Genomic DNA, 26022 nt, shown 5'->3' with positions numbered 1-26022 from the left:
TCATGCGGGTATTTTTATTATCCTGCATGGCTCTTTTTTGCATTGTTTGGGGCTTTACTGAAACAGCTTCGAAGCCATTAAAATTATTGGAGGTCGATGAAGGATGTCGAGAATCATGTATGTTTTACCAGAGGACCAAGAGCTAATAAAGGAGAGGCTGGCCTCGCACAAAACGCTGTTTACCCGCGAGGTATTAAATGGGGTTCTGCAAATTTTTGACGAGGTTGCTGCACAAGGGGACGAAGCAATCCGAGATTTGACGCAGAAGTTTGACGGTGTGACAGTAGAGCAGTTATTGCTTACGGAGAGCTATGTTCAGGAGTGTATCACTTCCTTGCCTTCTTCCTTGCTCAATGCGGTGGAGCAGGCGATACGGCATGTGCAGGAGGTAAATCGGGCTTTGCTGCCCTCCTCGTGGGAGCGGGAAATTCGCCCCGGAACGATAGTCGGTGAAAAGGTGACTCCACTGGACCGCGTAGGCATATGGATTCCGGCCAGGAAGGGGCCGCTCCTATCCACCTCCATCATGCTGGTTGCCGCGGCAAAAGCAGCGGGTGTCCCTGAGATTATCGTCGGCATGCCTCCGCTAAAGGACGGCTCTGCCGACCCGGGTACCGTAGCGGCTGCGAAGCTGGCCGGAGCAGACCGGTTCGTCATCGGCAATGGCGTAGCTGTCATCGCAGGCTTAGCCCAAGGAACCGAGTCGATCCCTGAGGCAGACGGTATTTTCGGTCCGGGTCCGGGCGGCATCGCAGCGGCCATGAGCCTAGCTATGACCTGCGGCAAAAGGAGCGCGCTTGGCATCGGTCCTACGGAAAGTAGCATTGTTGCTGATGAAACGGCCGATCCCCGGCTAACCGCTTATGATCTCATCAACGAGGCGGAGCATGGCCCCGACTCCACCTCCATTCTGGTGACGACCTCTGCGGAGCTGGCATCCCAAGTAGAGAAGCAGCTCTATGAATGCATCGAAGAAGTGGAAGGAGCAAGAAAGACTTACTTACGGCAAGTATTCGGCCCTGAGGGCAAAGGAGCCATTATTGTTGCGCCGGATATCGGGCAAGCTTGTGATTTTATCAATGCATTTGCCCCCGAGCACTTGATGATTGTTTGTGCAGAAGAGCAGGAGAAGCGGGTCATGGAGCTGGTGCGCCATGCAGGGGAAATTCTGATCGGCGGCAGTACGCCGTTCTCCGCAGCTAATTACGGGATAGGCATTACAGCCGTGCTGCCTACGAATCATTTTGCCAGGTCATTCTCAGGGGTGACCTCCAAAGATATGGTGAAGGTGTCGACGATCGGGAAGCTGAACCGGGAAGCGCTTCGGGGTCTGTATCCGATGATTCGTGAGCTGGGTGCCTACGAACAGCTGCCTTGCCACGTGAAAGCGGCTGAAATCCGTGTGAGAGATGCGGCTAAGTAAGAAGTGTCCCAAGGAGAGCAACCGTCCATATACACCTTCATCATCGGGAGTAGTCCGCTGTACAGATGGCCTGTCGGCAGTATATTCTTAAGATGTGAGACTCTTATTGAAGGGGGAAACCCGGATGCAGCTTATTGCCATGCTGACCATGCTAATTGATCATATCGGTTTGGTTTTCTTTCAAGATCAAGCGATATGGCGGATGATTGGGCGGATTGCTTTTCCCATCTATGCTTACTTTATTGTGCTGGGATACAGCCGAACAAGGAATTTGAAGCTGTATACGGTTCGTCTCTTTCTCATCGCTCTCATCTCGCAGGTTCCCTTCATGCTGGCGTTTGGTACCCGAGGAGTGAACGCGGTAGGAACGCTGCTGATGTGCGTCATCATTTTATATCTTATCGATCATACGGCAAAATGGGTCTGGGTCCCCGCGGCAATGGTCTTATCGGCCGGTATGGAGGCTTTCAGCTTCGACTACGGCTTGTACGGCGTGCTGCTGGTGCTGATCTATAAATATATGAAAAGCCATTCGATGGTGTTGTACCATTTTGCATTGAACGTCTTGTTTTTATTTCTGAAGGGATGGGTTATCGAAGCCTACAGCATCATTACAACGATAGCCATTGTGTACGCTCCGGCCGTATGGAAGCGGGTGGAAGGAATTCGGATGCCCAAGTGGGTATGGAGAAGCTTTTACCCTGTACACTTGATGGTGCTTGCGATAGTGGAATTTATATTGTCTATGAAGCCATAAAGATAAATGTCACAAAGCCGACGCTGGCCATGCCGCCGTGTCGGTTTTTTTGCTGCGGGCGGGGAAGATCAGATTTTAAGGAAGGATTAAGAATTCGTATGACAATCTGTTAAGTTTTGGAAGGTAGACTAAGTACCATAACTAATTCCAATAAGTAAGGGGGAATGACGATGAAACGATGGATGGTTTGTCTGATCCTTGCAGGTTTATTCATACTGGCAGGCTGCTCACAGCCCATTGCATTTAGCGGGAATAGCGAGTTATGGAAAGTCGATTGCTCGGTGGATCTATCCGCAAAAGTTCAATCCTACGCTATCGAGTATATCGGAAAGGAAAGCCAGCCTATATCGAAAGTAGAGTATGCCTTTGAGAACAGCAAAAATTTCAATAGCAAAGGGAAGAGCGATACCCAATCGCACCACCTTGTGATGACGGGAAAAGGGACGATGACCAAGCCTTATGAGGAGGAAAAGAGCTTTAAAGTCCGTATTCAATGGGATGGAAAAGAGGAGACGATTGCGGTGGTGAAGAAGTAGGATTGCCTGTCTATATCCGATTTGTATTTGGTCGCCTAACCTAAGGGTCGCTGTTGACTTCGTAAACATTTAGGTCTATTGTTAAAACATACGCTGCCGTATCCTGAGGTGAGTTATGCAATTAACGAGAGAAGATTGGGTCCAAGCGGGGGTCCGTACATTGGCTGAGGCTGGTGTCCACGCCGTTCGGGTCGAGGCGCTCGCTCGAGTGCTTCTAATTAGTAAAGGGAGCTTTTACCACCATTTCCGAGACCGCCAGGAGCTGCTGGACTCTATAATGGATCATTGGGAAGAGAATGCGACACAACGGATCATTCGTAGTTCGGAGCAAGATCAAATCACATTGGAGCAGCTGCTTCATATTAGCATGGATAGCGATAAACGATTGGAGAAGGCCATTTATGCATGGGCGAAGGATGACCCTGCTCTGGCTGCCCGGTTAGCTGGAATCGAAGAGCAAAGAATCCGCTATGTTGCCATCCTGTATCAAAGAAAAGGGCTGCAGGCCTCGGAAGCGATAGAACGGGCTCGACTCACTTATATGGCCTATGTGGGATGGATGGTTCGGTTTGAGTCTAACATAGACTGGGATGCAAAAGGACTACTGCTGATTTTATCCAAAATATGATCATGGATGTCCCTAATACGGTTGTACAGCCAGCTGTGCAGCCCGGAAGGGACATAAAAAATGGCATTACATACGCCAGCGTATGTTTCGGCGAATTGGTTGTACACTTTTTGCAAGAAAATCGGGATGAGGAGGACTTTGCCATGAAATTTGTCATGATTATTTCTGCACTAAGTCTTTTAAGCTGCATCGGCATCCTGCATGTTTACTGGGCCTTTGGGGGACGGTGGGGAAGCGCGGCGGCAATACCTACCCGAACGGGAACCGGTAAGCCTGTTTTTGTTCCTGGCAAGGTCGGTACATTGATTGTCGCTGTGCTTCTGTTCGGCGTGTGCTCTGTTCTTCTTATTCAGAGCGGCTATGTGCCTTATTGTAAGCCAATGGTATGGACACGCTGGGGCTGTATGGCTTGTACTATCGTGTTCTTTCTTCGAGCGATAGGTGATTTCAACTATATAGGATTTTTCAAGAAAATAACCCATTCTAATTTCGCTAGAAATGATACTTGGCTTTATAGCCCGCTATGCTTTTTCTTCGGGTTAGCTTATGGGATTGTATGCTTTTGAACAGCGCTGCTTCAGTAAGCGTATACAAAAAACTCTTGACACATCCCCTGATCCTGATTAGTATGAAGTTGTGGTTAATTGGGTGATCCAATTACCCTGTTGAGTCATCATGACACAGAAAGGTTAATGACCATGACCATTAAGAAGATTAAATACCATAGGGTGTACGAGGACGTCATCGAGCAGATCGAGAACCTGATTCTCGAAGGCAATCTGTCTCCGGGCGATGTACTGCCTACGGAGAGGGAGCTGGCTCAAGCATTTGGCATCAGCAGAGGGACTCTGCGCGAAGCCTTCCGCATCTTGGAGCGGGAAGGACTGATCGAGACCCGCCCGGGCGGAGGACGCTTTCTTAGCAAAAATCTCAGCAAAGCCGAAGACCAGAAACGGATTATCGAGAACATCGAGAGAGCGACGATTATCGAGCTGCTGGAAGCGCGGGAAATTTTCGAGACCGGCATTGTGGAGCTGGCGGCAAAGCGGGCGACGGAGCAAGATATTCAGGAAATAGAAAGCGCTCTTGAACGATGGGGCACCATCGACAGCGATTCGGACGATCCGATGAGTCCTGACCAGGCGTTTCATCTATCCATTGCCAAGGCGACGCACAATGTCGTGCTGGTCAATTTGATCGAGCTGCATATGGATCTCCTGCAGAAGACAGCGACGAAGACCGTCGATATCCCTGGCCGGAAAGCGGAAGTCTATAAAGAGCATTTTCAAATTCTCCAAGCGATTAAAGAGAAGGACCCTCAGAAGGCGAAGGAAGCGCTGCTGTTCCATATCGGCCAAGTGAAGCAAAATATTATGTTGAATAAAGTGGAATCAAACGGATGACCGCATCCTTTTGATCATTTAATTGGGTCACCCAATTATCCAAAAATACCTTTTTCTCCATCGGACTAATCTGCATTAGAGCTTTCTTTCCGTTAGCAACAGCTTCTAAAGGCCTTGTTGTAACCGATTACAACAGCGATGCACGCTTCGAGCATGAGCTCCTGCTGGAGCAAGCCTTCGTTCCTCAGCAGAAGCTTAGCAGTATGCAGAGCAGCAATAACACCAAACACAACATCGATGCAGCTTGGACAAATGGAGGGAATATATGACAAAAGAACAATTCAAAATACTGGCCCCTTGCGGCATGCTGGGGTACGGTTTTCCCAAGGCGTCCTTCCTGAAAGGCATGGCGCATGAGCCGGATGCGATCGTAGTGGATGCCGGTTCCACCGACGCAGGGCCTCACAAGCTGGGCGCGGGAACGGCCATTGTCAGCAGGCAGGCCTGCAAGAAGGACCTGGAGATCATTATTACGGAAGGCGTTAAGGCAGGCATCCCGGTCATCATTGGCTCTGCCGGAGGAAGCGGGGCGAAGGTCCATGTGGAATGGACACAGTCGATCATTATGGAGATCCTGCAGGAGCACGCGATCGGCGGAGTCAAGCTCGCCACCATATGGGCGGATATCCCCCATGAGGTTGTGGCAGCGAAGCAGCAAGCCGGACAGTGCGAGCCGCTTGGCTTGTCGGTAGCGCCGCTGACGCAGGAAAGACTGGAGGCGACCAGCCGCATCGTCGCGCAGATGGGCCACGAGCCGATCATCGAAGCTCTTGCAGCCGGAGCAGATATCATCGTCTGTGGCCGCGCTTATGATCCTTCGCCGTTCGCGGCGGTCGCGATGTACCACGGCTTCGATACGGCGCTCGCCTATCATCTCGGCAAAATCCTCGAATGCGCCGCCTTATCGGCAGAGCCGGGGACGACGAAGGACAGCATGCTCGGAACGCTCAAGCGAGATTCCTTCATCGTCCAGCCGCTGAGCGACGCCCGCAAATGCACAGCCGTATCGGTCGCCGCCCATACGTTCTACGAGAAGGATCACCCGTACATTTTGCACGGGCCGGGAATGATACTGAACCTTGAGCAGTGCACCTTCACCGAGCTGGGTGATGGCAGCGTCGAAGTGAGAGGCAGCCGGATCGAAGAGACGCCGGTGTACAAGATCAAGCTGGAAGGCGCCATGAAGGTGGCTTACCGGACATTCGTCGTAGCGGGAGTGCGCGATCCTCTGCTGATCTCCCGAATTGAAGAGGTAGAGGAGCTTGTGAAGCAGCAGGTCAGAGACTACTACAGCGAGATTGCGCCGGACGATTACCGCATTCATTTTATCAATTATGGATTGAACGGCGTGCTCGGCGAGCTGGAGCCGCAGCGTACTCCCGCCCATGAGTTGGGCGTTGTATTCGAGGTTGTGGCGAAGACGCAGGAGCTGGCGAATGCGATCTGCAGCTCGGTGAGATCGACCTTCCTGCACTACGGCTATGAAGGACGCAAAGCGACGGCAGGCAATCTGGCGTTTCCTTTTGCCCCAAGCGATGTGCCGTTCGGCGCCGTGTATGAATTTTCCGTCTACCACTTGATGGAGGTTGCCGATGGATTGGAAATGTTCCCTATCGAATATACGGAGGTGCAGCCATGAAGCTGTATGACGCAGCAGCCGTTATGCGCAGCAAGAACAGCGGGCCTTTTGAAATTACGGTCGATGTGCTGTTCACCGATCCCGCTATGTACTACCGAGTCAAGGAGCAGGAGCTGATTACCAAGCCGCTCGTATCCCGGCTCTACAACATTCCGGAGGAGAGCATTACACATATCGTATTTTTCGATCAGGCGCTCGGGTTCAAGATTACGTTCTCCCGCAAAGTATCGTCCGGTACGTTCCTCGACCGCGACGTCTACGGAGCCCAGCAGCACGCGCCGCTGATGGAACTGGAAGTGAACCTATGAAAGTGAACGAGGCAGCAGACCCATCTGTTCGCACGAGCGCTGCCGCACCCGGCTTTATAGTGAAGCGGGATTATAATCTGAACAAAAATTTCCCCATTCATATTTCACGCTGGATGCCGAGTATTTTTATGGAACCGTTCCACTGGCACACCTCGTTTGAGGTTGGATATTGCATGGAGGGGAAGGGACTTTTTCACTTTGAGGATAAGAGATATGAGATCAACACAGGCGATGTGTTCGTTGTGAGTCATATGGAACAGCATCGGGCGCAATCCGATCCCTTGAAGCCATGCCAGTTTCACTTCTTGAAGTTTGACGGTTCTTTGATAGATGGAGGGGAGAATGAACTGTTAGCCCCGTTCTTTATGAAGTCGCCGTATTTTGTGAATAAAATCGATGGGAATCAGCAGACAGCCGTACAGATTGGAGCGCTTCTGAGAGACATTTGGAGCGAAATGCAGGAGCAGGACCGGGCGTACACGAGCATGGTTCGAGGATTATTGATCCAAGTATGCACTCATCTGTTCCGCCATTATGCCAAAGAGATACCTGCGGAAGAGTGGAACCGCTCGTTGCAGGCCTATAAGAAATTGCAGCCGGCTCTTGGGTTGATTCACCATCAATATCATGAAAATATTCAGCTGAAGGATCTGGCAGCCAGTTTATCTTTGAGTACGTCCCGGGCTTATCATTTATTTAAAGAAACGATGGGAGAGGGCTTCAAAGAATATTTAACCAAAATTCGCATTCACGAGTCGAAAAAGAAATTGAGCGATCCCAATGTATCGATTACCGAAGTGTACCTGTCATGCGGCTTTCAGGGCCATGCTTCCTTCTACAGATCGTTTAAACAAATTGTAGGAATGACGCCAAAAGAATTCAGAAAATATATACTCACTTTGTGAGAATAGCTATTTTTGAGAAGAATTAAAGTGAATTGAAGAGGACTCAATCGCCGTAATTCATTACAATTTAATGAGTGGAAATAAGCGCTTTCATGTTGAGCGTTAAGGCAGCTTAACAATCAGCTTAGAATTTTACCAGACAAGAGGTGAGAATGACCAAGTGAACACTAGAATGAAGCGAATGTGGGCAGATAAAACACTGTATCTTATGCTGCTTCCCTGCATCATCTATTTCGTGCTGTTCCACGTATGGCCGATTATCGGCATGAAGCTGGCCTTCTACGATTACCGCATTCTCGGCGATCACGAGTACGTCGGTCTTAAATATTTCAAGGAGCTGTTCAGCACTCCGGTTTTCGCTAATGTCTTGCAGAACACCTTAATCATAAGCGCGATGAAAATGTTCCTTATTTTCCCGATCCCGATCTGCTTTGCCTTGATGCTGAATGAGTTCGCCAACGGGAAGTTCCGTAAAGCGGTGCAGGTCGTGTCGTATTTGCCGCATTTTTTATCGTGGGTCGTTATTGCAGGCATCTGGTTCGAGTTCCTGTCTCCGTCGACCGGGGCGGTCAATGAATTCGTGAAGGCGCTCGGCATGCCGGCCAAAGATTTTCTCACCGACAAAGACAGCATCCGCTGGGTACTGCTTGCAAGTGAAGCCTGGCGCAGTATCGGCTGGGACTCGATCATTTTCTTAGCCGCCATTATGGGTGTCAGCCCCAGTCTATATGAAGCCGCTTACGTCGATGGAGCAAGCCGCTGGCATATCGTGACGAGAATCGTGCTGCCGCACTTGTATGTGCCGATGGTGACTATCTTTATCCTGAATGTCGGCTTTATTATGAATGCCGGGCTGGATCAGGTACTTAACTTCACGAACGATTCCGTCAACAGCCAAATCGATATTATCGATACGTACGTATACCGCGTCGGTCTGATCAACGGGCAATATTCGTTCGCAACGGCAGCCAACCTGTTCAAAAGCTTGATCGGCGTCGTGCTCGTGCTGTCCACGCATTTTATCTCGAAGAAACTAACGAACAAAGGCGCATGGTAAGGAGGTGGATAGATCATGCTTGAAAGAAGGCTTACCGTTCCCAAAGTGATCATCGGGCTGGTTCTGACGCTGATTACGTTAACGATGTTCGTCCCGATCATAAACCTGCTGGCGAGAGCTTTATCCCATCCGGCCAAGGTATATCTGCTGCATGGTTACGAAATATGGCCGAGAGGCTTCTCGTTCATTAACTTTCAAGTCGTTCTCAGCAACCCGATTGTCGGGAGAGCGCTGCTCAATTCGGTGTTTATTACGGTGGTCGGCACGTGCTTGAGTATCTTTTTTACGACGATTGCTGCTTATGTATTGACCCGCAAACATCTGGCCTTCAAAACGCCGATCATGGTCTTTCTTATCATCATTATGATTTTTGAGCCGGGGATTGTGCAGGAGTACATGGTCGTCAAGGACCTGCATTTGCTGGATAGCTTGTGGGCGATGGTGCTGTACCGGATGATTAACGTCTATTATCTGATCATTATGATGCGGTTTCTGGAGGAAATCCCGGATTCTTTAATCGAAGCAGCCAAGATCGACGGAGCGGGGCATATGACCCTGTTCATGAGAATCGTCATGCCGCTGGCGCGCATTCCGCTGTTAACGATAGGGATGTTCTATGCGATTGCCAAATGGAATGAGTTTTTCAAATCGAGCATTTTCTTGTCCAGCCGGGAAAATACGGTGCTGCAGGTGCTCCTGAGACAATTCGTCGTTGAGCGGGACACGACAACCCTGGTCGGTGCGGCCGATCTATTGAAGAACAACAACATTGCCCAGCTCGATTTCTCATCGTTGAAAGCGGCTACAATCATTATCGCGATGGTTCCGATTCTCATGCTGTATCCGATCATCCTGAAATATTACACCAAAGGGGTCATGGATGGCGGCGTCAAAGAATAATTCCAATTCAGATCAATGGGGAGGAAGACAGAAATGAAAAAAATGTTCACCCTAATGGCAGCCGGCTTAATGGTGGTAACGACCGCCTGCAGCTCCGGCGATACGAAGGCTCCGGCCGATTCGGCACAAGGTGCATCCGGACAGCAGCCTGTGACCATTACGATTGTCGATAAAGATTTGACCCCGGACGACAAGCTGCTCAAAAGCATTGAAGAGGGCATGAAGGCCGAAGGGAAAAATGTGAAGCTGCAGATCGTTCCCGTACAGAGCGGTACCTACTCCGAGAAGCTGGGGCTGCTGCTGCAAAGCGGCAACATTCCCGACTTGATCTACTTCCAGGGCGGGGATTACCAGTTCGCGGTGACGCAAAAAATTCTTGAGGATTTGACACCGTACATCGAGAAATCCACCTATGTCAAAGCATCCATGAATGAGTACAACAAGGAAAGAACGAAGAACTATCCGTATCTAGTCTGGCTGTCTCCGACCAGTAACTCGGTTCCGGTGGTTCGTCAGGATTGGCTGAACAAAACCGCTTCCGGCAAAGATCTGCTCGCGAATCCGACGATCGACAACTACTATACCTTCCTCAAGGAAGTGAAGGACAAGAACGGAGCCAAGTTCGCCTACACAACCGCAGGCACCTTGGATGAGCTCGATGCGACCTTCGGCCAAGCGTTCGGTCTGACTTCGACGTGGATCAAAGGCTCCGACGGCAAATATGCTTTCGGCAAAACGACCTCGTTCGAAAAAGACAAACTGGAATTTTACGCGAAGCTGTATAAAGAAGGCCTGCTCGATCCGGAGTTCCTGACGAAGAAATGGGATACGAAGGAAAAAGCGTTCTACGACGGTCAAGCAGCCTTAATCGCCGGTACGCAGGGGAAGGTTATCGATATTTACAATAATAAAACCATGTCCCAAAATGGCGCGAACGCGAAAATCATGCCGCTTCCTCCAGCCAAAGGCAAGGGCCAAGGCTATACGCCGGTTGACGTCAGCAAGGAAAGCCGCGGCTTCGCTATCGGCAAAACGTCCAAGAACAAGGAAATGGCCTTCGCCGTACTGGAGTTCCTGGCTAGCCCCAAAGGACAAATGCTCGATAAGCTCGGCGTAGAAGGCGAGCAGTACAAGATTGTAGATAACAAAATCAAATTAACGGATAAATTCGCCGAATGGTATGCGCGCTTTGTCGAGTCGACGGTGAACTTCAAGCCGGACAAAGAATTCGATCCATCGACACCGTACTTGTCCGAGCCGGCTGCCAAGTCGCTGGAGATGATGGCATCCATGTCCTCCAAGGACAACAGCTTCATCATCCCTGCCGAGCTGGCTGCCAAGTGGGATGCCTGCAACGCGTTGTATAAGGAATTCGCCGCGAACGTCGTTACAGGCAAGAAATCGATCGCCGATTTCGATAAATTCGTACAGGATTGGAACGCGGCTGGCGGCAAGGAAATGACCGAGTATGCCAACAAAACGATCAAGTAAAACCGTTGGCTTAGCTTAGAAGCGGCAAGGCAGAATCAGATAAAAAAGCTGCGGAGTGAGGGGCTGCCGGCTTCGCACTCCCGGTATGGATGGGAGAGCAGGCTCATGATTTTTTTTGCAGACCGGGTCAAAGGAGTCGTCTTCGGTACCGCCTTCGGCGATGCGATGGGGGCGGTTGTGGAGAAAATGACCCATGCCCAGATTAAGGAGCAATACGGCCGGATTGAGACGGTCAAGACCAAGTGGTGGAAGGCGGATTGGCCGGAGACGTCAAGGCTCGGCAGAATGAGGGGGCAGGGCATCGTGACGGACGATACGCTCATGACGCTGGCGCTGATGAATGTGTACTGCACGGAGCGCCGCCATCTGGACGCGTACGACATGGCCAATGAATTCGTCAAAGAAATCGCGTTCCGCCCGAGATATATTCCCGAATTCGGGCGGGAAGCGCTGATTCTGGATCGGTTGTTTTATCCGGAGAAGCATATTTTTAACCGCCATGTGCTGGCGAACTGCGAGCCGCGCGAGGGCGGCTACGGCAATATGGTCAATTGCGGAGCGGCTATGTACATAGCTCCGATAGGCATGGTGAATGCATGCAATCCGAAGGCGGCTTACGATGAAGCGATTTTGTTCGCCTCCGGCCATCAGCTGAGCTATGGGCTGGAAGCGGCGGGGGTGCTGGCGGCCTGTGTCGCCAAGGCATTCGAGCCGGGCGCGACCGTGCAGGACATCGTGGATACGGCGCTTCGCTATGCGAAGGACGGGACGAAGCGGGCGATTCACGATGTATGCGCGAAGGCGCTGGAGCTTCGGGCAGTGAAGCAGGAGCGGAGCAAGGTCGTGCAGGCTTTGCACGAAGCGATCGCTCCGTACTCCCCGATGGGTGACGACGTCAACCGCAGCATCGACAAGCTCGGCATCCCGTCGAACCATTACACGCCAAGCCGGCTGTTCTCCATTGAGGAGCTGCCGCTCGCGCTCGGCTACATCGTGCTGCACGACGGCGATCTGCTGGAAGCGGTCAAGGACGGCGTCAGCTCCGGGCGCGACACGGACTCCATCGGCGTCATGATCGGCGCGATTCTCGGAGCGATGCAGGGTGTGCAGGCGATTCCAGGTGACGAGATCGCTGCGCTGGAGGAAGCGAGTAAGCAGGATTTCGAGACGCAGTGCAACCGATTCGTCGAAGCGGCTTCGGCCATCCTTCAAGAAGATGTGCAGTTTAACGAGCGCAGGCAACAGCTGCTTCGTTCAATACAATAAAGGCGGTGGACTTATCATGACTCCTACCAATTATTTGGAAAAAGTATACTCCGGCTACCTCGGCATGAATATAGGCATCCGATTGGGTGCCCCGGTTGAGCCGACCATCTGGACTTATGAACGTATTCGAAATACTTACGGTGAGATTACCGATTACGTTAAGGAATTCAAAAACTTCGCGGCCGACGACGACGCGAACGGCCCTTACTACTTCCTGCGCGCACTCTATGACGATGCTGTAGATCGGGATGTGACCCCGAACGATGTTGCTCGCGCATGGCTGAACTATGCCCGTGAAGGCATAGGGATGTTCTGGTGGGGCGGCTACGGCGTCAGCACCGAGCATACCGCCTTCATTAACTTGAAGAACGGCATCCCGGCGCCGCAATCCGGCTCCATCGAGCAGAACGGACTCATCATTGCCGAGCAGATCGGCGGGCAAATTTTTATTGATACCTGGGGACTGGTGAATCCAGGCAACCCTAAGAAGGCCGCCGACTTCGGCGAAGCCGCAGCCCGTGTATCCCATGACGGCGAAGGCGTGCTGGGCGCGAGATTCTTCTGCGCGGCGATTGCCCAAGCGTTCTTAACCTCGGATATTAACGAGATTATGGAAGCGGGGCTTGCGCAGATTCCTGCGGACTCACTCTACGCGCAGGTGGCTAGAGCCGTGCTGGCGTTCCACGCCGAGCATCCGGACGACTTCCGCGCCTGCCGGGATATGCTGGAAAGAGACTGGGGCTACGATAAATACAAAGGCGTTTGCCATATCATCCCGAACGCAGGTGTCTGCGTTCTCGCGATGATCTACGGCCAAGGCGACTTCAACCGCACCGTCGAGATCGCGACCATGTGCGGCTGGGATACCGACTGCAACGCAGGCAATGTCGGCACTGTGCTCGGCGTAGCCGTCGGACTGGAAGGCATCGCGGACAAATACCGCAAGCCAATCAACGACTCTATCGTTATGTCTGGTATTTCCGGTTATCTCAACATTCTGGACATTCCGAGCTATGCCAAAGAGCTTACCATTCTAGGTTACCGTCTGGCGAAAGAGCCTTGCCCGCAAGAGCTTCTGGACAGCTTCAAGGAGGACGAAGTCTACTTCGACTTCGAGCTGCCGGGCTCGACCCATAACATTCGCGTGTCCGATCCGTTCTTCTGCCAAGCGCGCCATTCTACGGAAAAAGCGTTCAAGGGGACCGGCTCCCTCGAAGTCGTTTTCGACCGTATGGTCCGCGGGGAGAAATCCAAAGTATTCTACAAGCCGTTCTATACCCGCGACGACTTCAGCGACGAGCGGTACTCGCCGACCTTCGCGCCGCGTGCCTATTCCGGCCAGAAAGTGTCGATGAACATCTACCTCGATCAATGGAGCGGCAATGAAACGATGGGCATCGCCCCTTACGTCCGCTTGGCCAAGAGCAAGAAGGAGCTCGTCCAAGGCTACATCAAGCTCGTGAATCAGGAATGGATTCATGTGGAGTTCGACATCCCGGATTCCGAAGGCGAGCTGATCGACGAAGTCGGCATCGTTCTCGAAGCCTATTCGACCCGCAAGCCGAAGAGCCTTGGCCGCGTCTTCATCGACGAGTTCCGCATCTACGGCAAAGCGGACTACCGCATCGACTTCGGCAAGCAGTCGATGGACTTCGGCTGCGTGACGCCATTCGCCCACAACCACGGCGCCTGGAGCCTGGTCGACGGCACGATGTACCTGATGACCGCTGAGCCTAGCGAGGCGTATACAGGCAGCTACTTCGCACGGGATTACTCCGTGTCGGTGAAGATCAACCCGCAGATCGGCGACTCCCATCTCGTAGCCATCCGCGCCCAGGGCGCTATGCGCGGTTACCACGCAGGCTTCGACGGGAAGGACCAAGTCGCGATCTATATCAACGACTTCGGCTACAAGAAGCTCGTATCCGCCAGCTATGCTTGGCAGTTCAATCAGGAGTATGATTTGAAGGTAACAGCTCAAGGGAATACAATTACGCTCAGCATTAACGGCGAGCAAGTGCTGACGCATACGGACGATACATGGGGATATGGCATGTATGGGGTAAGTACGCTAGGTGTTGCGAGAGCTTATTATAGCGATATTAGAGTGAGAGAGTTATAGGCCAATGCTGTCCTGGGCAGCGATATGGTGATGCGCACGAGCCGCATCCCCGATATTGGGGAGACGATGCAGGGAGAGGGCTTCTTCCTCTCCGCTGATGGCAAGGGAGCCAACCAGGCCGACACCCGGTTCATGGGCAAAGTCGGCGATGACCTCTTCGGCCAGTCTTTGCTGGACGGCCTTTCGGGCTACGCGTCACATCGATTACATGATGCGTGTGCCGAACGTTGCTACAGGTGTCGCCGCTATTAACGGTCTGTAACGGCAATAACAGCATCATCCTGGACTGCGGTGCTAACCATCGAGTCACGCCGGATTACATCCGCGGCTGCCAGCAGGAGCTTCTCTCCCTGCCGCTGTCATGCTTCAGCTGGAGATACCGATGAAGACGGTATATGAAGCGGTCCGTATGCTGAAGGGCAAGGTGCCGATCTTCCTGAATCCTGCCTGCGCCAGCTGTACTGTTAGATAACGAGATTTTGCGTGGCGTGAATTATTTCACGCCGAATGAAATTGAGTGCCGCCTTTACACGGGTGTAGAAATTCGGAGTACGGACGACACTCTACGCGCTTTGAATGTTTTGCAGAGCAAGGGGATATTGGACCCTCTCATTACGCTGGGCGAGAAGAGGATCGAGTACTTTAACGGGACGGAGCATGCGTATAAAGAGGCTCGCAAGGTGGCGGCTGTTGGCACCGCCGCGGCGGGGGATACGTTCTCTGGGACGCTGGCCGAGATGATTATCGCAGGTAAGAGTTGGATGAAGCCGTGGACTTAGAGCTGAGGGCCCCGGCTATTGCAGTGACTTGACCCGACTAGGGGTCTCAGGAGGCGATTCCTGGGGTTGGGAGATTGGGAAGTAGAGAGATAAGGGAAGCCATTCTTCGTTGTTGTGGGGGGATGGCTTTTGTTGTGGAGGCTCCAAGTATTTTTTTGTTTTGGAGATTAGATAGAGTGATAAGCGATCGAAGTTGGCGCTTTGTTAACAGGCTGTAGAGTCGTTTTTAGGATTAAGTGAGGTGAACCCTACCGCAAGTACGGCAAGTTTTTTATTGCTCAGATATTTGGAGTATACTAACGTATTGAAAATTTTGTTATTATTAGGCTATGGATTGTTAATAAGGGGGCATAAATATGTCTTTACCGCAAGCCTATTTAATGACAACTAAGAATCTGAGCGCTCTATTTAATGCCATTATTTCGGCAAAGGCACCTGAGCGATTTACCCAAAAGTTCCTCCAACAGCTAGAGTTTTCAAGTTCAAATGATAGATTATTTATTGGCGTATTAAAAGCATTACAGTTCATTGATGAAAGCGGAGTTCCAACGCAACGTTACTATGATTTTCTTGATCAAACCCAGTCAGGAGTTGTTCTAGCAGAGGCTATAAAAGATGCATACTCGGACTTGTTTGCAATTAACAAACGTGCCCACCTAATGTCCATAGAAGAAGTAACGAATAAACTGAAAACCCTAACGCAGGGTCAGAAATCAGCTGATGTAATTCGGTTTATGTCCAATACTTTTAAGGGCTTATGTGAGTATGCAGATTTTAGTGCTCCTGTTTCTGAAAATTCAGTTAAGGAACAAAAGCAGGAGGATGAAACCCAAAATGACGTCGGGTATGCAGAAAGCGCTCAACATCAGCCAACTCCAAAAGCAGCCCCTAGAGGTGCTGTTAGTAAAGGTGGAGTACAGCCAGAATTACATTACAATATTCAAATAATCTTGCCAGAAACAAGGGATCCTCAAGTGTATGATGCTATTTTTAGAAGTTTGAAGGAGCATCTCTATTAGGGGGCAATCTATGGAAAAGGAACTATATTCTTTTGTCTTCAAGGGACTGCTTACTGAGTCAGCGCTGGATCGGACGGGTAGAGTAAAGCATAATTATAATGAACTTGATCCTATAGTAGCTGAAAGATTATCGGTGGACTTGCTGGATGAAGTTTTTGTGGCGAGGGCTAAAAGAATGGCAACGGTATATACTGTTATTGCTGCATTTGAAAATACGGTGCGAGACTTTATATCTAAATTATTATTAGAGTCAGTAGGTGAGTCCTGGTGGGAAACCTCAGTCTCAGAGAAGATTAGAACAAGGGCACATTCAAGAAGGGAGGAGGAGAATAAAATTAGGTGGCATACCCCAAGAGGAGACTCCTATATAAATTATACGGATTTCGGTGATCTAACATCGATCATTCATCAGAATTGGACAATCTTTGAACCCCATCTGCATTCAATCGAGTGGGTACGACAGTTAATAAATACTCTTGAGAGATCCAGAAATGTAATTATGCATAGCGGAGAGTTACAAAATGAGGATATAGAAAGGATCGGAACCTCTATTCGTGACTGGGTTAGACAAGTTGGATAAAAGGGGATTGTAAGGACGCTCCAGTTCGGGCGTCCTTTATGTTTTTGAGAACATAAATCTATACCCCCTTGAAAATGTGCTTTTAAACTACGCTGAATAGTAATTGGAGTTACGTGAAACGGTAAGATTTCTGATAGGGAATGAGCGATTCGCCTTTCCGCGGCGAATTGAAAATGTATTCACTTCATTTTCAGAAAATCGCCCAAACCCTTACCACACAAGGTTTTATACCCAGATATTCCTTACCTCTCACCCCCTAAAAAATCACCAAAATCTCGGAACCTGTGCCCCGTTTGCTGGGTTCTTTTTTTTTGCTCATTTTCTGGATAATTGTAGGAATTTATCCATCCATGTCGAAATGCATATAAACAATACCAAAATGGAGTGTGACTAATGGCACGGACGTATCGAGCGGAAGGAAGACAATTGGCCTATTTGTTACGAGGCTTTTTAGCTCTCATAGGCCTGGCGGTGTATTACTATACTGGCCTTAGAAATGTATGGTGGGCTCTCCCTGCAATTTTAATAGTGAGCTTCTTTATTGCAGAAATTTGCGGAGCACTATGGACAAGGAAACGAAGAAGCGAGAAAAAAGTCTCTACCTCCAAAAAAAGGAATCCTTCAACAGCTAAGACTAAGCAAACGAAATCAGCCTCATCGGGTAGAGCCCAACTGTCTGATTTTGATCTTATGAAAGCCAACGTACATACGTTATCCGGCACAGATTTTGAAAGATTAATGGAGCTTTATTACAAAGACCAAGGCTATCAAGTACAGCGTGTAGGTGGCTCAGGTGACCACGAAGTGGATCTGATCTTAAAGGGAAAAGAGGGCTACAAAATAGCCGTGCAATGCAAACGCTGGAAGCAGGATGTAGGCAATGATATTGTACTAAGGCTTAAATCTGGCAAACAGGTGCATGGATGCTACGATGCCTGGATTGTTACGACAAGTAACTTCACTAAAGCGGCTAGAGAAGCTGCGGATAAGCTGAATATCCAACTAATCAACGGACTGATGCTGGATGATCGGCTTAAGAGATGGAAGGCCAAAAGAGGAGTTTCTTAATTCATTGGAGGTTTGACATATGGCTAGAAGAAAGAAACAATCAATCTCAACAATGTTATTTAGTGCATTAGGATTTTTAGTGACCTGCAAAATCTTACTGTGGTTATTCGAGGAAAAATTTCATGCAACAACAAACATGCCCGAGCTGAATTATGCCATCATTGCTGTAGTTATTGCATTGTTACTGCGAGTTGGATTTGTTGTATGGATAGCACAGCGTAAGAAGAAGGTGGCTATTGAACGAGTAGAGAATGTCTCAAACTCTACAGGCTCATCCAGCGTAAATGATCTTAATATGTGCGTAACATGCGGCAAAACCGTAAGCGACAAAGTAAAGCAATTCTGCTTGAGTAAACCAGATCGTTTCCATGGTCAAATCTATTGTTTCGATCACCAATCCAACCATAGATAAAAAATACGGAGGATTACCATGTCATTACCAGAAATGTTATCCGGGATTTTCAGAAATAAGCAGAAATCATACAAAATGGTACTCGTCCTATCCTTATTAGATGAACTATCCAAACAACAAGCTTCTGTCGTGCCGCTCAAGGATGTGAAGGAGCGGTTTTTGGCATTTTACCAGAAGCGGGAGCAAGAAGGGCTTGTAGTAGAGAAGCCACCTGTGAAGTCATCGAATTCTTGGGGGCAAATGACTTTAGCACAATTGAATCTATTAATTCATACTCCAATAGATGCTTTATCTTCGGTGCTAACCATTATAGATAATGGACAATCCATTGGTTTTAGGCCGGAGATTTGGGGAGAGATGAGATCCGATGTGATCCAGGAGCTTCGAGAGTATGCAGAACGAGAGATCGAGGATTTTTATAGCAAAATGACTAATCATGTGCCTTTATCTCAACTTCTCTCTAGAGTGCTTGCTGAATACTTAACTTCCAAGAGCCAACCGTTTGCAAAGCATCCCTTGGGAGAGTTTGTTCGGCAGACAATTCCAAACCAACTAAGAGCGTTATCTTTCATAGGTGAGCAGTATAAGGTGCAAGGCTCTGTTGGACAGGGGAACTGGGCTGACATTCCTTGGATTGCCATTATGGATCCGCGCATTACAAGCACGACTCAATTTGGAGTCTATGTCGTATATTTGTTTTCGGACGATATGAGTTCTGTGTATTTGACTCTAGCACAAGGCGTTACGGAACCATTAAAAGAAGGCAAAAAGATCGGGTACCAACTGCTGAGAGATAAGGTTCAAGAAATTCGCGGGATGGTGCCTCTGGACCGTTTCCAAAAGGATGAGAATATTCAGCTCACTACCAAGGGTATAGGTGAAGCATACCAGGTTTCAACCGTAGCCTATGCTAGATATGAAGCTACGCAGCTTCCCAATAATGAGGATCTCGTAGCAGATTTGCGAAATATGCTGGAAAACTACGAAGCCTACGTAGAAGCTGTAGCCGAAGGAGAACAAACACCGATGGAAGAGGACATGGAGGAGGAAGAGGTGCAGCTCGAATTGGATCACTTGCCAGTATCGAATCGGCTAGCTCAGATCAAAGGGTATATTGAGCGAAAGGGCTTTTCTTACCCTACGCTGCTGCTGGAGAATTTCTATCTGTCGTTGAAGACAAAGCCTTTCGTCATTTTGGCTGGGATCTCGGGTACAGGGAAGACGAAGCTGGTTAAGCTTTTTGCCGAGGCGGTTGGTGCGACAGGGGATAATGGACAGTTCTCGCTGATTCCGGTAAGGCCGGATTGGAGTGATCCTTCAGATTTGCTCGGGTACAAGGACCTGTCTGGAGTGTTCCGTCCTGGAAGACTTACTGAGATTTTGATTGAAGCTACGAAACCGGAGAACCGGAACAAGCCGTTCTTCATATGCTTGGATGAAATGAACCTCGCACGGGTGGAGCATTATTTTAGCGATATTCTCAGTATTCTCGAGACCCAAACTTGGCAGAATGATCGGATTCAGACGGATGCGCTGGTTGCTCAAGACTTACTGAATGCGAGTGGTTTGGGACATTTTACTCGGAACTTAAATATTCCTGACAATGTGTTCATTATTGGAACGGTCAATATGGACGAAACGACGCATCCATTCAGTAAAAAGGTGCTGGACCGAGCGAATACGATAGAGTTCAACTACATAGAACTGCAAGATTTCCCGGGGATGGAAGAGGTTACTGAGCGTGCCGCGGCGGAAGCGGTACCTTCGTCTTTTATCCGGATGGATTATTTGCAATTGCAGGATGCTTACGGAGACCACACGGACTTGATCAAAAACACGACCGAGAAGCTGGTCAGGATCAACCGGATTCTAGAAGAAATTCATGCACATATTGGATTCCGTGTTCGGGATGCGGTGTGCTTTTACATGGTATATAACCAGCGGTTTGGTCTCATGTCGAAGGAGCAGGCGTTCGATTTGCAATTGCTGCAAAAGATTTTGCCGCGCATCCAGGGCAGCAGCCAGTCTATTAAGCGGGTCCTGATCGAGCTCATGCTGCTATGTACGAATCAGAGAAAAAGCACCGAAGAGATGATGAACGACGCATCCGAACTGTACAAACCATGGAGACGCTATGCGGAAGCACCGCCGGCCGTCTATCCTCAAAGTGCGCGGAAACTAGCGTATATGCTGCGGAGGTTAGAAGAAGATGGATTCACCTCGTTCTGGCTTTCCTAATCAGACGGTAGAGCTGCTGAGTATTGAGACGAACTTATTCGATCTGTACATTCAGGGCAGGCCTTTTCATCCTACGGTAGAGACCTTGGGCTTGCATCGGACGGAATCGCAGGATTGGATTGAAGCTACATTAGAAGCGGTGCCGCGGTCTTCGGTGGTTCAAGTTCAATCGGTTCAAGTGTACTCACCTGAGCAAGGAAGGATGATCGATGCGCTGAAGGAGAAGGTGACGCCTTGCTTTTACGAGACGCAGACGTATGAGCTGGTCATCTACAACAAAGGGGAGCATCGGCTCCAGTTCCACCACGAAAATATTTATTTGCGAAATGCGATTAAGCAGCATCGGAGTCAGATTTTATCCGGGATGTTGAATTTTCAGAATGAGGTCGGTTATACCGATCTGGAGGTCTGGGTGGATGGGGAGCCTGGGCTTAGCGTTCGATTGGAGATTTTTCCGTCCAAGCTGGATTACAAGAGCGATTACCAAGCGATTCTGAACGATGTGAATCAGCAGATTTATAATTTGTCTTTCGACTTCTTGCGCAAAACCTACCAAATGACTGGGCTACGAGAGACCCAGAACCAGAGCTTGACAGAGTTTTTTACGATTTTGCAGCATGTATTCCAGCAGTTGGTTGTATCGTTCGAACGCATTCAGAATGCTCCGCATCATCGATTATATAAAGAGCACAGGGTCATGGACGCGGCCAGAGTGAAACGTTCAGGTAAGGAAAACATTGCTTTTCTAACCCGTAACCCGCAGTATTTGCTTCCTGATGAGGCACATGGTGCTCTGCATATCGGAGGGCGTCCCTATTCCCCAACGAAGCTGATGGAGTCTAAGGGTAAGCTGGATTACGATACCGGTGAGAACCGATTTTTGAGATGGATGCTGGAGCGGATCGATAGCAAGCTGAAGCAGGTGCGCAGCCGGTTGTCTAGCAAGGATCGTAAGGTCGATCCGTTACTCTTGGAAAAAATAGCAAGAATGCAGACTCAGCTTCTTAGGCTGCTGCAGGCGGACTTCCTGCGTGGAGTCGGTAGTATGAGGCAGATGTCGGTGTCGTTGGTATTGCAGATGGCTGCGGGCTATCGGGATGTGTATCGGATTTACTTGATGCTGATGAAGGGGCTGTCTATTCAGGGAGATTTGTTCCGGTTATCGATGAAGGATATGGCGCAGCTGTATGAATACTGGTGCTTCCTTAAGATCCATGATCTGCTAAGCAAGAAATATAAGCTGGTGAAGCAGGATGTGATCCGGATTAATCAAAGTGGCTTGTTCGTCACACTCGACAAATCGCAGAAAGCCAGTATGGTCTATGAGAATCCTCGTAATGGCGAACGGTTTACTCTGCATTACAATTCCCTCCCTTCTGAGGATAAGAAAGAAATCCCGACTTTGTCGCAGCGACCAGATAATGTACTTACTTTGCGCAAGCATGACGCGGATGAGCAGCAGCGGGTGTATAAGTATGTATTCGATGCGAAGTATCGGCTGAACCCAGCCTATGAGGGCACGCTTTACCATGAAAAATATAATGGACTTCCCGGGCCGGAGGAGGACGATATTAATACGATGCACCGTTATCGGGATGCGATCGTGTACCAAGAGGAGGGCTCTAGCGAGTTCCAGCGCAGCATGTTTGGGGCTTATGTGCTTTTTCCCTATGGGGATGAGGAGCAGTTTAAGAAGCATCGGTTTTACAAAAGTATTGAGTTGATCAACATAGGCGCTTTCCCGTTCCTACCGAATTCGACGAGTTTGATGGAGAAATTCCTAGATGAGCTGATCCTGGACAGCCCTGAAAAAGCCTACGAACGCTCGACTCGCCCGCGAGGCACATCGGATTACTATCAGAACAAGTTCAGCGGGAAAAACGTCATCATCGGATCGATGAGAGAACGATCGCAGCTGGAGCTTATGAAGCAGAACCTCTACTACCATATGCCGCTTGAAAATATTACTGACCACAAGGTGCTGACTCAGCTCGAGTATATTGCCGTGTACCAATCGAAAGCATTGTTCGACCCCGGGCACCAAGGGATTTTCCTCTATGGAAAGATTATTGGCTGGCAGGTGGTCCGACGCGGCCAAATTACCGAACGCCCCGCGAGGCGCGGGATGGAGAATAAGCTGTATGTTAAATTCAGCGTAGCGGAATGGCTGGAGCGGGAACGACCGATCCTCTCGGGCGGACAAGGTGTGCGAACAAGCCTCTACACCTCGAAGTATATGTTCGACCGCGCCGCGGAGCTGGCTGAGCTGAAGTTAGAGACAGACGAGCAGCTGAAGGAATGGCGGGAGAAACGCCGTCAAGGCCGTGTGAAGGTTCAGTTGGATCATGAGCATGTGGATGTGGCGAAGCGGGTGTTGGGGATGAGGGTGGAGGAGTAGAATACTTAATCGTTGATCACCTATGAAACACATAAAAAATGAAAAGAGTAAAGGTGGAATGTATGAGCTTTTTTATGAATTTTGATGGAAGACAACGATTGTTTTTGAGTGTATTTCTTATATCATTGGTTTCCGTAGTAATTACATTTATACTCAAAGGTTGGCTAGCGACGATATTAATGATTTTCTTTATACTGACACTACTACTGATAACAAAAAACATTTGGACAGTTCAGCGAAATGGGCGCACTAGAGTACATATGTATACCCTTCAAATTGCACTTATAATATCAGGTTCTTCTTGGTTGTGGGGGAAAAAATTGGATTTAGTAATTAAACCGATTTTTTTATTTGTGCAAAATAATACCACACTTCCAATTAAAGATTATCCTTATTCTTCTCCAATATCAGTGTACTCAGTTCTAGTATTTATGCTAATAGTAATGTTTTTTGTAAATTACTTTGCTAGTGATCGAACAGTAATGAAAGAGAAAGATCATGTGGCTAGCACCGATTTTCCTAAAAAAGATTTTAATAAAAGTTTGAAGTTACTAAAGCGTACTTTGTTCAAAGATATAACCAACCTGGATTCGGATACTAATTGGAGCGAACAATATTACACTCCTCTGGATGCTGATGTTGAAATTAGAAATGATGGAATCGTAAAAAAGAAAGTATTAAATTTGCTAGCAGCTCTGCGTAAAGAAAATAATAGTAAGTCTTTCTTGCTTCTAGGGGACCCCGGTTCAGGAAAAAGTATTGCTCTTCGAATGCTTGTATTAGAACTTCTAAAGGAAATAGAAAAGACTAAGAAAGTACCTTTCTATATAAATTTAAAAGATTGGACTATAGAAAACGACTTTTCAGAAAAAAATTTTCCCTCAGCACAAGAATTATATAGATCTTTAAATAAGTTTATATTACAGAACTTAAGTGATAGATTTGATTCGTATGGTAATGAATTTCTAAATGATTTTTATAAACCTATGTTAGAGAATGGGAACGTATTCCTCATTCTAGATTCGTTTGATGAAATTTCTGCTCTTATGGACGTTGATGAATCTTCTAAAGTCATTGATGTGCTTTCGGAAGCTATAAATATATTATTCTCAGGTGTACACGAATCTAGGGGGATCTTAGCATCAAGAATATTTAGACGCCCTTCACCAAAATATCAAGCAGATACTGTTCTTGAGATACGTTCCTTTCATGAAAGGAAAATAATTTATTGCTTGGATAAGTTTTTGCATGCAGATGCGGAAAAAGTAACTAAAAAAATTTTTACGGAGAGACAAGAGCTTATACCACTCGCAATGAATCCATTTCACTGTATATTAATATCAAGTTTTTACAAAGAGCATAATTTGTTACCTCAGAATCAATCGGAACTTTATTCTAATTATTTATTGAAAAGACTTAAAAAATGTGCTGATAGAATGGAGAAGTATCATTTAACACCTGACCAAATTACAGAAGCTGCAGCTGACATCGCAGAAGTTATGTTTAAGACACCTCAACTTGGGTTAGAAGCACCAATTGAAATTTTAAAAAGTTCCCTGCCTCAATGGGATATAGAATGTATTGTTGATATATTGGTTAATGCTAAACTTGGTAGGATTGGATCAGGCCATATTAAGAGATTTAGTTTTGTACATCGTAGATTTAACGAGTTCTTTATTTCGACGAAATTACTAAGGGAGAAGCATGCAAGTGAGCTTTTTGATTACATTCCTTCAGATTCTCGTTGGAGAGATGCGCTTATTTTATATTGTGAATTAACTAGTGATAATGAAGCTATAAATATTTCGAAACGTTGTTGGCAAGAAATATCAAATTCTATGAGTACCAGTAATGAGTTTACTCTCCGCGCTATACATTGTCTTCGTTTCTTAAAAGAAGCATTCAGAAGCAGAAAGAATTGTATAACTTCATTCCAAAATGAATTATCAAGATTAATCTCAACTCAGATTACAAATGCTAAAAATCTTTTGAATGTTAAATTAGCCGTTGAAGCTGTGGGGTTAATAAATGAAGCTCAGGTTGATGAGGCCATTGTCAAATCATTTCTAAAAAATAATGAGTGGATTAATGAGACAGCCTTAAGATCTTGTCGTCACTTAACAAATATTAGTAAAGAATTAAAACATAGGATGATTCGATATGTAGATAGTATTCACTATTTTGAGTTTTTAAAAAAATGGCACGAACTAAAATTTTCTCTAGGATTATCAAATGGCTTTAAATCCATCTATCGATATGGATTATTGCGTTACATTGAAACTTTGGGATGCATAACCTCAATAGCACTTTGCCATGTCCTCTTTTTTAAGATAAGTTTAGTCGTAACTTCACTCCTAGTTATTTTGTTTACTTTGATTTGGGGCTTGATAAGCCTCATAAATACCAGTAGCAACTCGCAAACAGTTCGAAATATCAACATCTTGTTTGTTCTACGCTCCGGGTATATTTTATTGTTTGCTTCTAACTTATTAGATAAAAATTATTTCTTGCAAAACTTTTTTTCATTTGATATGCAGATCTCAGGTCAAATTATTGTTAATATAGTAGTAGTTATTTTGCTTTTTTTTCTGCTTCCATGGAGTAAATCTTTTTATTATATTCCATATATAATTATTAATTGGGAAAAAAGGTACTTTATAAACTTACTAACAATAGTCACTTTTATACTTATTTTTTCCATTCCAATATATTTTATTTCTTTTTTCTTAAGTTCGATGTCAAATGATGTGAAAAACTTGGTTATTTCTATGGCCCTCGGATTAATATCATTATTTATTATTTTTAATTTGATTAAAGCAAGTTATCGATTAATACAAGATATAAAACTTTTAAAAAAAGTAAAACCACATTTTAAGGAATCTGAAATTAGACGTGAAACTATTGCAGAGTATTTTGTAATGTTTAAGTCTAACTCGGGTAGATTAAGATTTGTTAAATGGTTATACTTTAATAGACTACACGCAATAGGGAACTGGCCTCAAGAACAAATGCCTAATCATAATTTCGACAAAGCCAGTACACTTCTGGCTATAATGGAAGAAAAATGGTTAGGGTTGGATAGAGCCTAAAATT

23 protein-coding genes are annotated in these 26022 nt (G+C 47.5%); all 23 read left to right on the top strand.

Features of this window, described 5'->3' with window-relative positions; translation table 11 throughout:
• Positions 1 to 103 precede the first annotated feature (103 nt).
• The 23 genes from hisD (at position 104) to ABEA66_RS09265 (ending at position 26018) form a co-directional block, all read left to right on the top strand.
• A complete protein-coding gene (gene hisD, locus ABEA66_RS09375; RefSeq protein WP_345587346.1) occupies positions 104 to 1423 on the top strand; it encodes a histidinol dehydrogenase in 1320 nt (439 codons plus the stop codon).
• Between the two features lie 124 nt (positions 1424 to 1547).
• Entirely contained in the window at positions 1548 to 2180 is a 633-nt protein-coding gene (locus ABEA66_RS09370; protein WP_345587345.1) for a TraX family protein, read from the top strand.
• A 170-nt stretch (positions 2181 to 2350) separates the two neighbouring features.
• Entirely contained in the window at positions 2351 to 2716 is a 366-nt protein-coding gene (locus ABEA66_RS09365; RefSeq protein WP_345587344.1) for a hypothetical protein, read from the top strand.
• Between the two features lie 115 nt (positions 2717 to 2831).
• Positions 2832 to 3344, top strand: a complete 513-nt coding sequence (locus ABEA66_RS09360; RefSeq protein ID WP_345587343.1) for a TetR/AcrR family transcriptional regulator — start codon at positions 2832 to 2834, stop codon at positions 3342 to 3344.
• A 143-nt stretch (positions 3345 to 3487) separates the two neighbouring features.
• Entirely contained in the window at positions 3488 to 3910 is a 423-nt protein-coding gene (locus ABEA66_RS09355; RefSeq protein WP_345587342.1) for a DUF3995 domain-containing protein, read from the top strand.
• Between the two features lie 132 nt (positions 3911 to 4042).
• Positions 4043 to 4747: a FadR/GntR family transcriptional regulator gene (locus tag ABEA66_RS09350; RefSeq protein WP_079911986.1), complete on the top strand. Its 705-nt coding sequence runs from the start codon at positions 4043 to 4045 to the stop codon at positions 4745 to 4747.
• Between the two features lie 265 nt (positions 4748 to 5012).
• Complete coding sequence (locus tag ABEA66_RS09345) at positions 5013 to 6386, top strand: acyclic terpene utilization AtuA family protein (protein WP_079911987.1); 1374 nt, start codon at positions 5013 to 5015, stop codon at positions 6384 to 6386.
• Positions 6383 to 6694, top strand: coding sequence for a DUF4387 domain-containing protein (locus ABEA66_RS09340; RefSeq protein WP_345587341.1), 312 nt, complete (start codon positions 6383 to 6385; stop codon positions 6692 to 6694). Before ABEA66_RS09345 ends, ABEA66_RS09340 begins: the two co-directional genes overlap by 4 nt.
• On the top strand, positions 6691 to 7599 hold the full coding sequence (locus ABEA66_RS09335) for a helix-turn-helix domain-containing protein (RefSeq protein ID WP_345587340.1): 909 nt from the start codon (positions 6691 to 6693) through the stop codon (positions 7597 to 7599). The genes ABEA66_RS09340 and ABEA66_RS09335 overlap by 4 nt, the downstream gene beginning before the upstream one ends.
• Positions 7600 to 7771: 172 nt before the next feature.
• The gene (locus ABEA66_RS09330; protein WP_079911990.1) at positions 7772 to 8656 is read left to right on the top strand and encodes an ABC transporter permease; all 885 of its coding nucleotides are present in this window, start codon (positions 7772 to 7774) and stop codon (positions 8654 to 8656) included.
• 15 nt (positions 8657 to 8671) lie between these two features.
• A complete protein-coding gene (locus ABEA66_RS09325) occupies positions 8672 to 9556 on the top strand; it encodes a carbohydrate ABC transporter permease (RefSeq protein WP_345587339.1) in 885 nt (294 codons plus the stop codon).
• Between the two features lie 33 nt (positions 9557 to 9589).
• On the top strand, positions 9590 to 11047 hold the full coding sequence (locus ABEA66_RS09320) for an extracellular solute-binding protein (RefSeq protein WP_345587338.1): 1458 nt from the start codon (positions 9590 to 9592) through the stop codon (positions 11045 to 11047).
• Between the two features lie 105 nt (positions 11048 to 11152).
• A complete protein-coding gene (locus tag ABEA66_RS09315) occupies positions 11153 to 12313 on the top strand; it encodes an ADP-ribosylglycohydrolase family protein (protein ID WP_345587337.1) in 1161 nt (386 codons plus the stop codon).
• 16 nt (positions 12314 to 12329) lie between these two features.
• Entirely contained in the window at positions 12330 to 14435 is a 2106-nt protein-coding gene (locus ABEA66_RS09310) for an ADP-ribosylglycohydrolase family protein (protein ID WP_345587336.1), read from the top strand.
• A gap of 24 nt (positions 14436 to 14459) precedes the next feature.
• Positions 14460 to 14687 (top strand): hypothetical protein, encoded by a 228-nt coding sequence (locus ABEA66_RS09305; RefSeq protein WP_345587335.1) that lies wholly within the window; start codon positions 14460 to 14462, stop codon positions 14685 to 14687.
• A 227-nt stretch (positions 14688 to 14914) separates the two neighbouring features.
• Positions 14915 to 15214: a PfkB family carbohydrate kinase gene (locus tag ABEA66_RS09300; protein ID WP_345587334.1), complete on the top strand. Its 300-nt coding sequence runs from the start codon at positions 14915 to 14917 to the stop codon at positions 15212 to 15214.
• A gap of 356 nt (positions 15215 to 15570) precedes the next feature.
• A complete protein-coding gene (locus ABEA66_RS09295) occupies positions 15571 to 16233 on the top strand; it encodes a DUF5343 domain-containing protein (RefSeq protein WP_345587333.1) in 663 nt (220 codons plus the stop codon).
• 10 nt (positions 16234 to 16243) lie between these two features.
• Positions 16244 to 16813: a Swt1 family HEPN domain-containing protein gene (locus ABEA66_RS09290; protein ID WP_345587332.1), complete on the top strand. Its 570-nt coding sequence runs from the start codon at positions 16244 to 16246 to the stop codon at positions 16811 to 16813.
• A 393-nt stretch (positions 16814 to 17206) separates the two neighbouring features.
• The gene (locus ABEA66_RS09285; RefSeq protein WP_345587331.1) at positions 17207 to 17881 is read left to right on the top strand and encodes a restriction endonuclease; all 675 of its coding nucleotides are present in this window, start codon (positions 17207 to 17209) and stop codon (positions 17879 to 17881) included.
• 19 nt (positions 17882 to 17900) lie between these two features.
• Positions 17901 to 18293, top strand: a complete 393-nt coding sequence (locus ABEA66_RS09280) for a hypothetical protein (RefSeq protein WP_345587330.1) — start codon at positions 17901 to 17903, stop codon at positions 18291 to 18293.
• An 18-nt stretch (positions 18294 to 18311) separates the two neighbouring features.
• The gene (locus ABEA66_RS09275) at positions 18312 to 20531 is read left to right on the top strand and encodes an MrcB family domain-containing protein (RefSeq protein ID WP_345587329.1); all 2220 of its coding nucleotides are present in this window, start codon (positions 18312 to 18314) and stop codon (positions 20529 to 20531) included.
• Complete coding sequence (locus tag ABEA66_RS09270; RefSeq protein ID WP_345587328.1) at positions 20503 to 22929, top strand: DUF2357 domain-containing protein; 2427 nt, start codon at positions 20503 to 20505, stop codon at positions 22927 to 22929. Before ABEA66_RS09275 ends, ABEA66_RS09270 begins: the two co-directional genes overlap by 29 nt.
• 62 nt (positions 22930 to 22991) lie before the next feature.
• The gene (locus ABEA66_RS09265) at positions 22992 to 26018 is read left to right on the top strand and encodes an NACHT domain-containing protein (RefSeq protein ID WP_345587327.1); all 3027 of its coding nucleotides are present in this window, start codon (positions 22992 to 22994) and stop codon (positions 26016 to 26018) included.
• The last annotated feature ends 4 nt before the right edge of the window (positions 26019 to 26022 follow it).

The organism is Paenibacillus vulneris (assembly GCF_039543185.1).
Classification (GTDB): domain Bacteria; phylum Bacillota; class Bacilli; order Paenibacillales; family NBRC-103111; genus Paenibacillus_S; species Paenibacillus_S vulneris.
The sequence above is the reverse complement of the archived record's forward strand: the minus strand, read 5'-3'. Positions and strand labels throughout refer to the sequence as shown.

Bases quoted from the DNA above. Each gene is read 5' to 3' on its own strand.
- hisD (WP_345587346.1), top strand. From the start codon at position 104: ATGTCGAGAATCATGTATGTTTTACCAGAGGACCAAGAGCTAATAAAG.
- ABEA66_RS09370 (WP_345587345.1), top strand. From the start codon at position 1,548: ATGCAGCTTATTGCCATGCTGACCATGCTAATTGATCATATCGGTTTG.
- ABEA66_RS09365 (WP_345587344.1), top strand. From the start codon at position 2,351: ATGAAACGATGGATGGTTTGTCTGATCCTTGCAGGTTTATTCATACTG.
- ABEA66_RS09360 (WP_345587343.1), top strand. From the start codon at position 2,832: ATGCAATTAACGAGAGAAGATTGGGTCCAAGCGGGGGTCCGTACATTG.
- ABEA66_RS09355 (WP_345587342.1), top strand. From the start codon at position 3,488: ATGAAATTTGTCATGATTATTTCTGCACTAAGTCTTTTAAGCTGCATC.
- ABEA66_RS09350 (WP_079911986.1), top strand. From the start codon at position 4,043: ATGACCATTAAGAAGATTAAATACCATAGGGTGTACGAGGACGTCATC.
- ABEA66_RS09345 (WP_079911987.1), top strand. From the start codon at position 5,013: ATGACAAAAGAACAATTCAAAATACTGGCCCCTTGCGGCATGCTGGGG.
- ABEA66_RS09340 (WP_345587341.1), top strand. From the start codon at position 6,383: ATGAAGCTGTATGACGCAGCAGCCGTTATGCGCAGCAAGAACAGCGGG.
- ABEA66_RS09335 (WP_345587340.1), top strand. From the start codon at position 6,691: ATGAAAGTGAACGAGGCAGCAGACCCATCTGTTCGCACGAGCGCTGCC.
- ABEA66_RS09330 (WP_079911990.1), top strand. From the start codon at position 7,772: ATGAAGCGAATGTGGGCAGATAAAACACTGTATCTTATGCTGCTTCCC.
- ABEA66_RS09325 (WP_345587339.1), top strand. From the start codon at position 8,672: ATGCTTGAAAGAAGGCTTACCGTTCCCAAAGTGATCATCGGGCTGGTT.
- ABEA66_RS09320 (WP_345587338.1), top strand. From the start codon at position 9,590: ATGAAAAAAATGTTCACCCTAATGGCAGCCGGCTTAATGGTGGTAACG.
- ABEA66_RS09315 (WP_345587337.1), top strand. From the start codon at position 11,153: ATGATTTTTTTTGCAGACCGGGTCAAAGGAGTCGTCTTCGGTACCGCC.
- ABEA66_RS09310 (WP_345587336.1), top strand. From the start codon at position 12,330: ATGACTCCTACCAATTATTTGGAAAAAGTATACTCCGGCTACCTCGGC.
- ABEA66_RS09305 (WP_345587335.1), top strand. From the start codon at position 14,460: ATGGTGATGCGCACGAGCCGCATCCCCGATATTGGGGAGACGATGCAG.
- ABEA66_RS09295 (WP_345587333.1), top strand. From the start codon at position 15,571: ATGTCTTTACCGCAAGCCTATTTAATGACAACTAAGAATCTGAGCGCT.
- ABEA66_RS09290 (WP_345587332.1), top strand. From the start codon at position 16,244: ATGGAAAAGGAACTATATTCTTTTGTCTTCAAGGGACTGCTTACTGAG.
- ABEA66_RS09285 (WP_345587331.1), top strand. From the start codon at position 17,207: ATGGCACGGACGTATCGAGCGGAAGGAAGACAATTGGCCTATTTGTTA.
- ABEA66_RS09280 (WP_345587330.1), top strand. From the start codon at position 17,901: ATGGCTAGAAGAAAGAAACAATCAATCTCAACAATGTTATTTAGTGCA.
- ABEA66_RS09275 (WP_345587329.1), top strand. From the start codon at position 18,312: ATGTCATTACCAGAAATGTTATCCGGGATTTTCAGAAATAAGCAGAAA.
- ABEA66_RS09270 (WP_345587328.1), top strand. From the start codon at position 20,503: ATGGATTCACCTCGTTCTGGCTTTCCTAATCAGACGGTAGAGCTGCTG.
- ABEA66_RS09265 (WP_345587327.1), top strand. From the start codon at position 22,992: ATGAGCTTTTTTATGAATTTTGATGGAAGACAACGATTGTTTTTGAGT.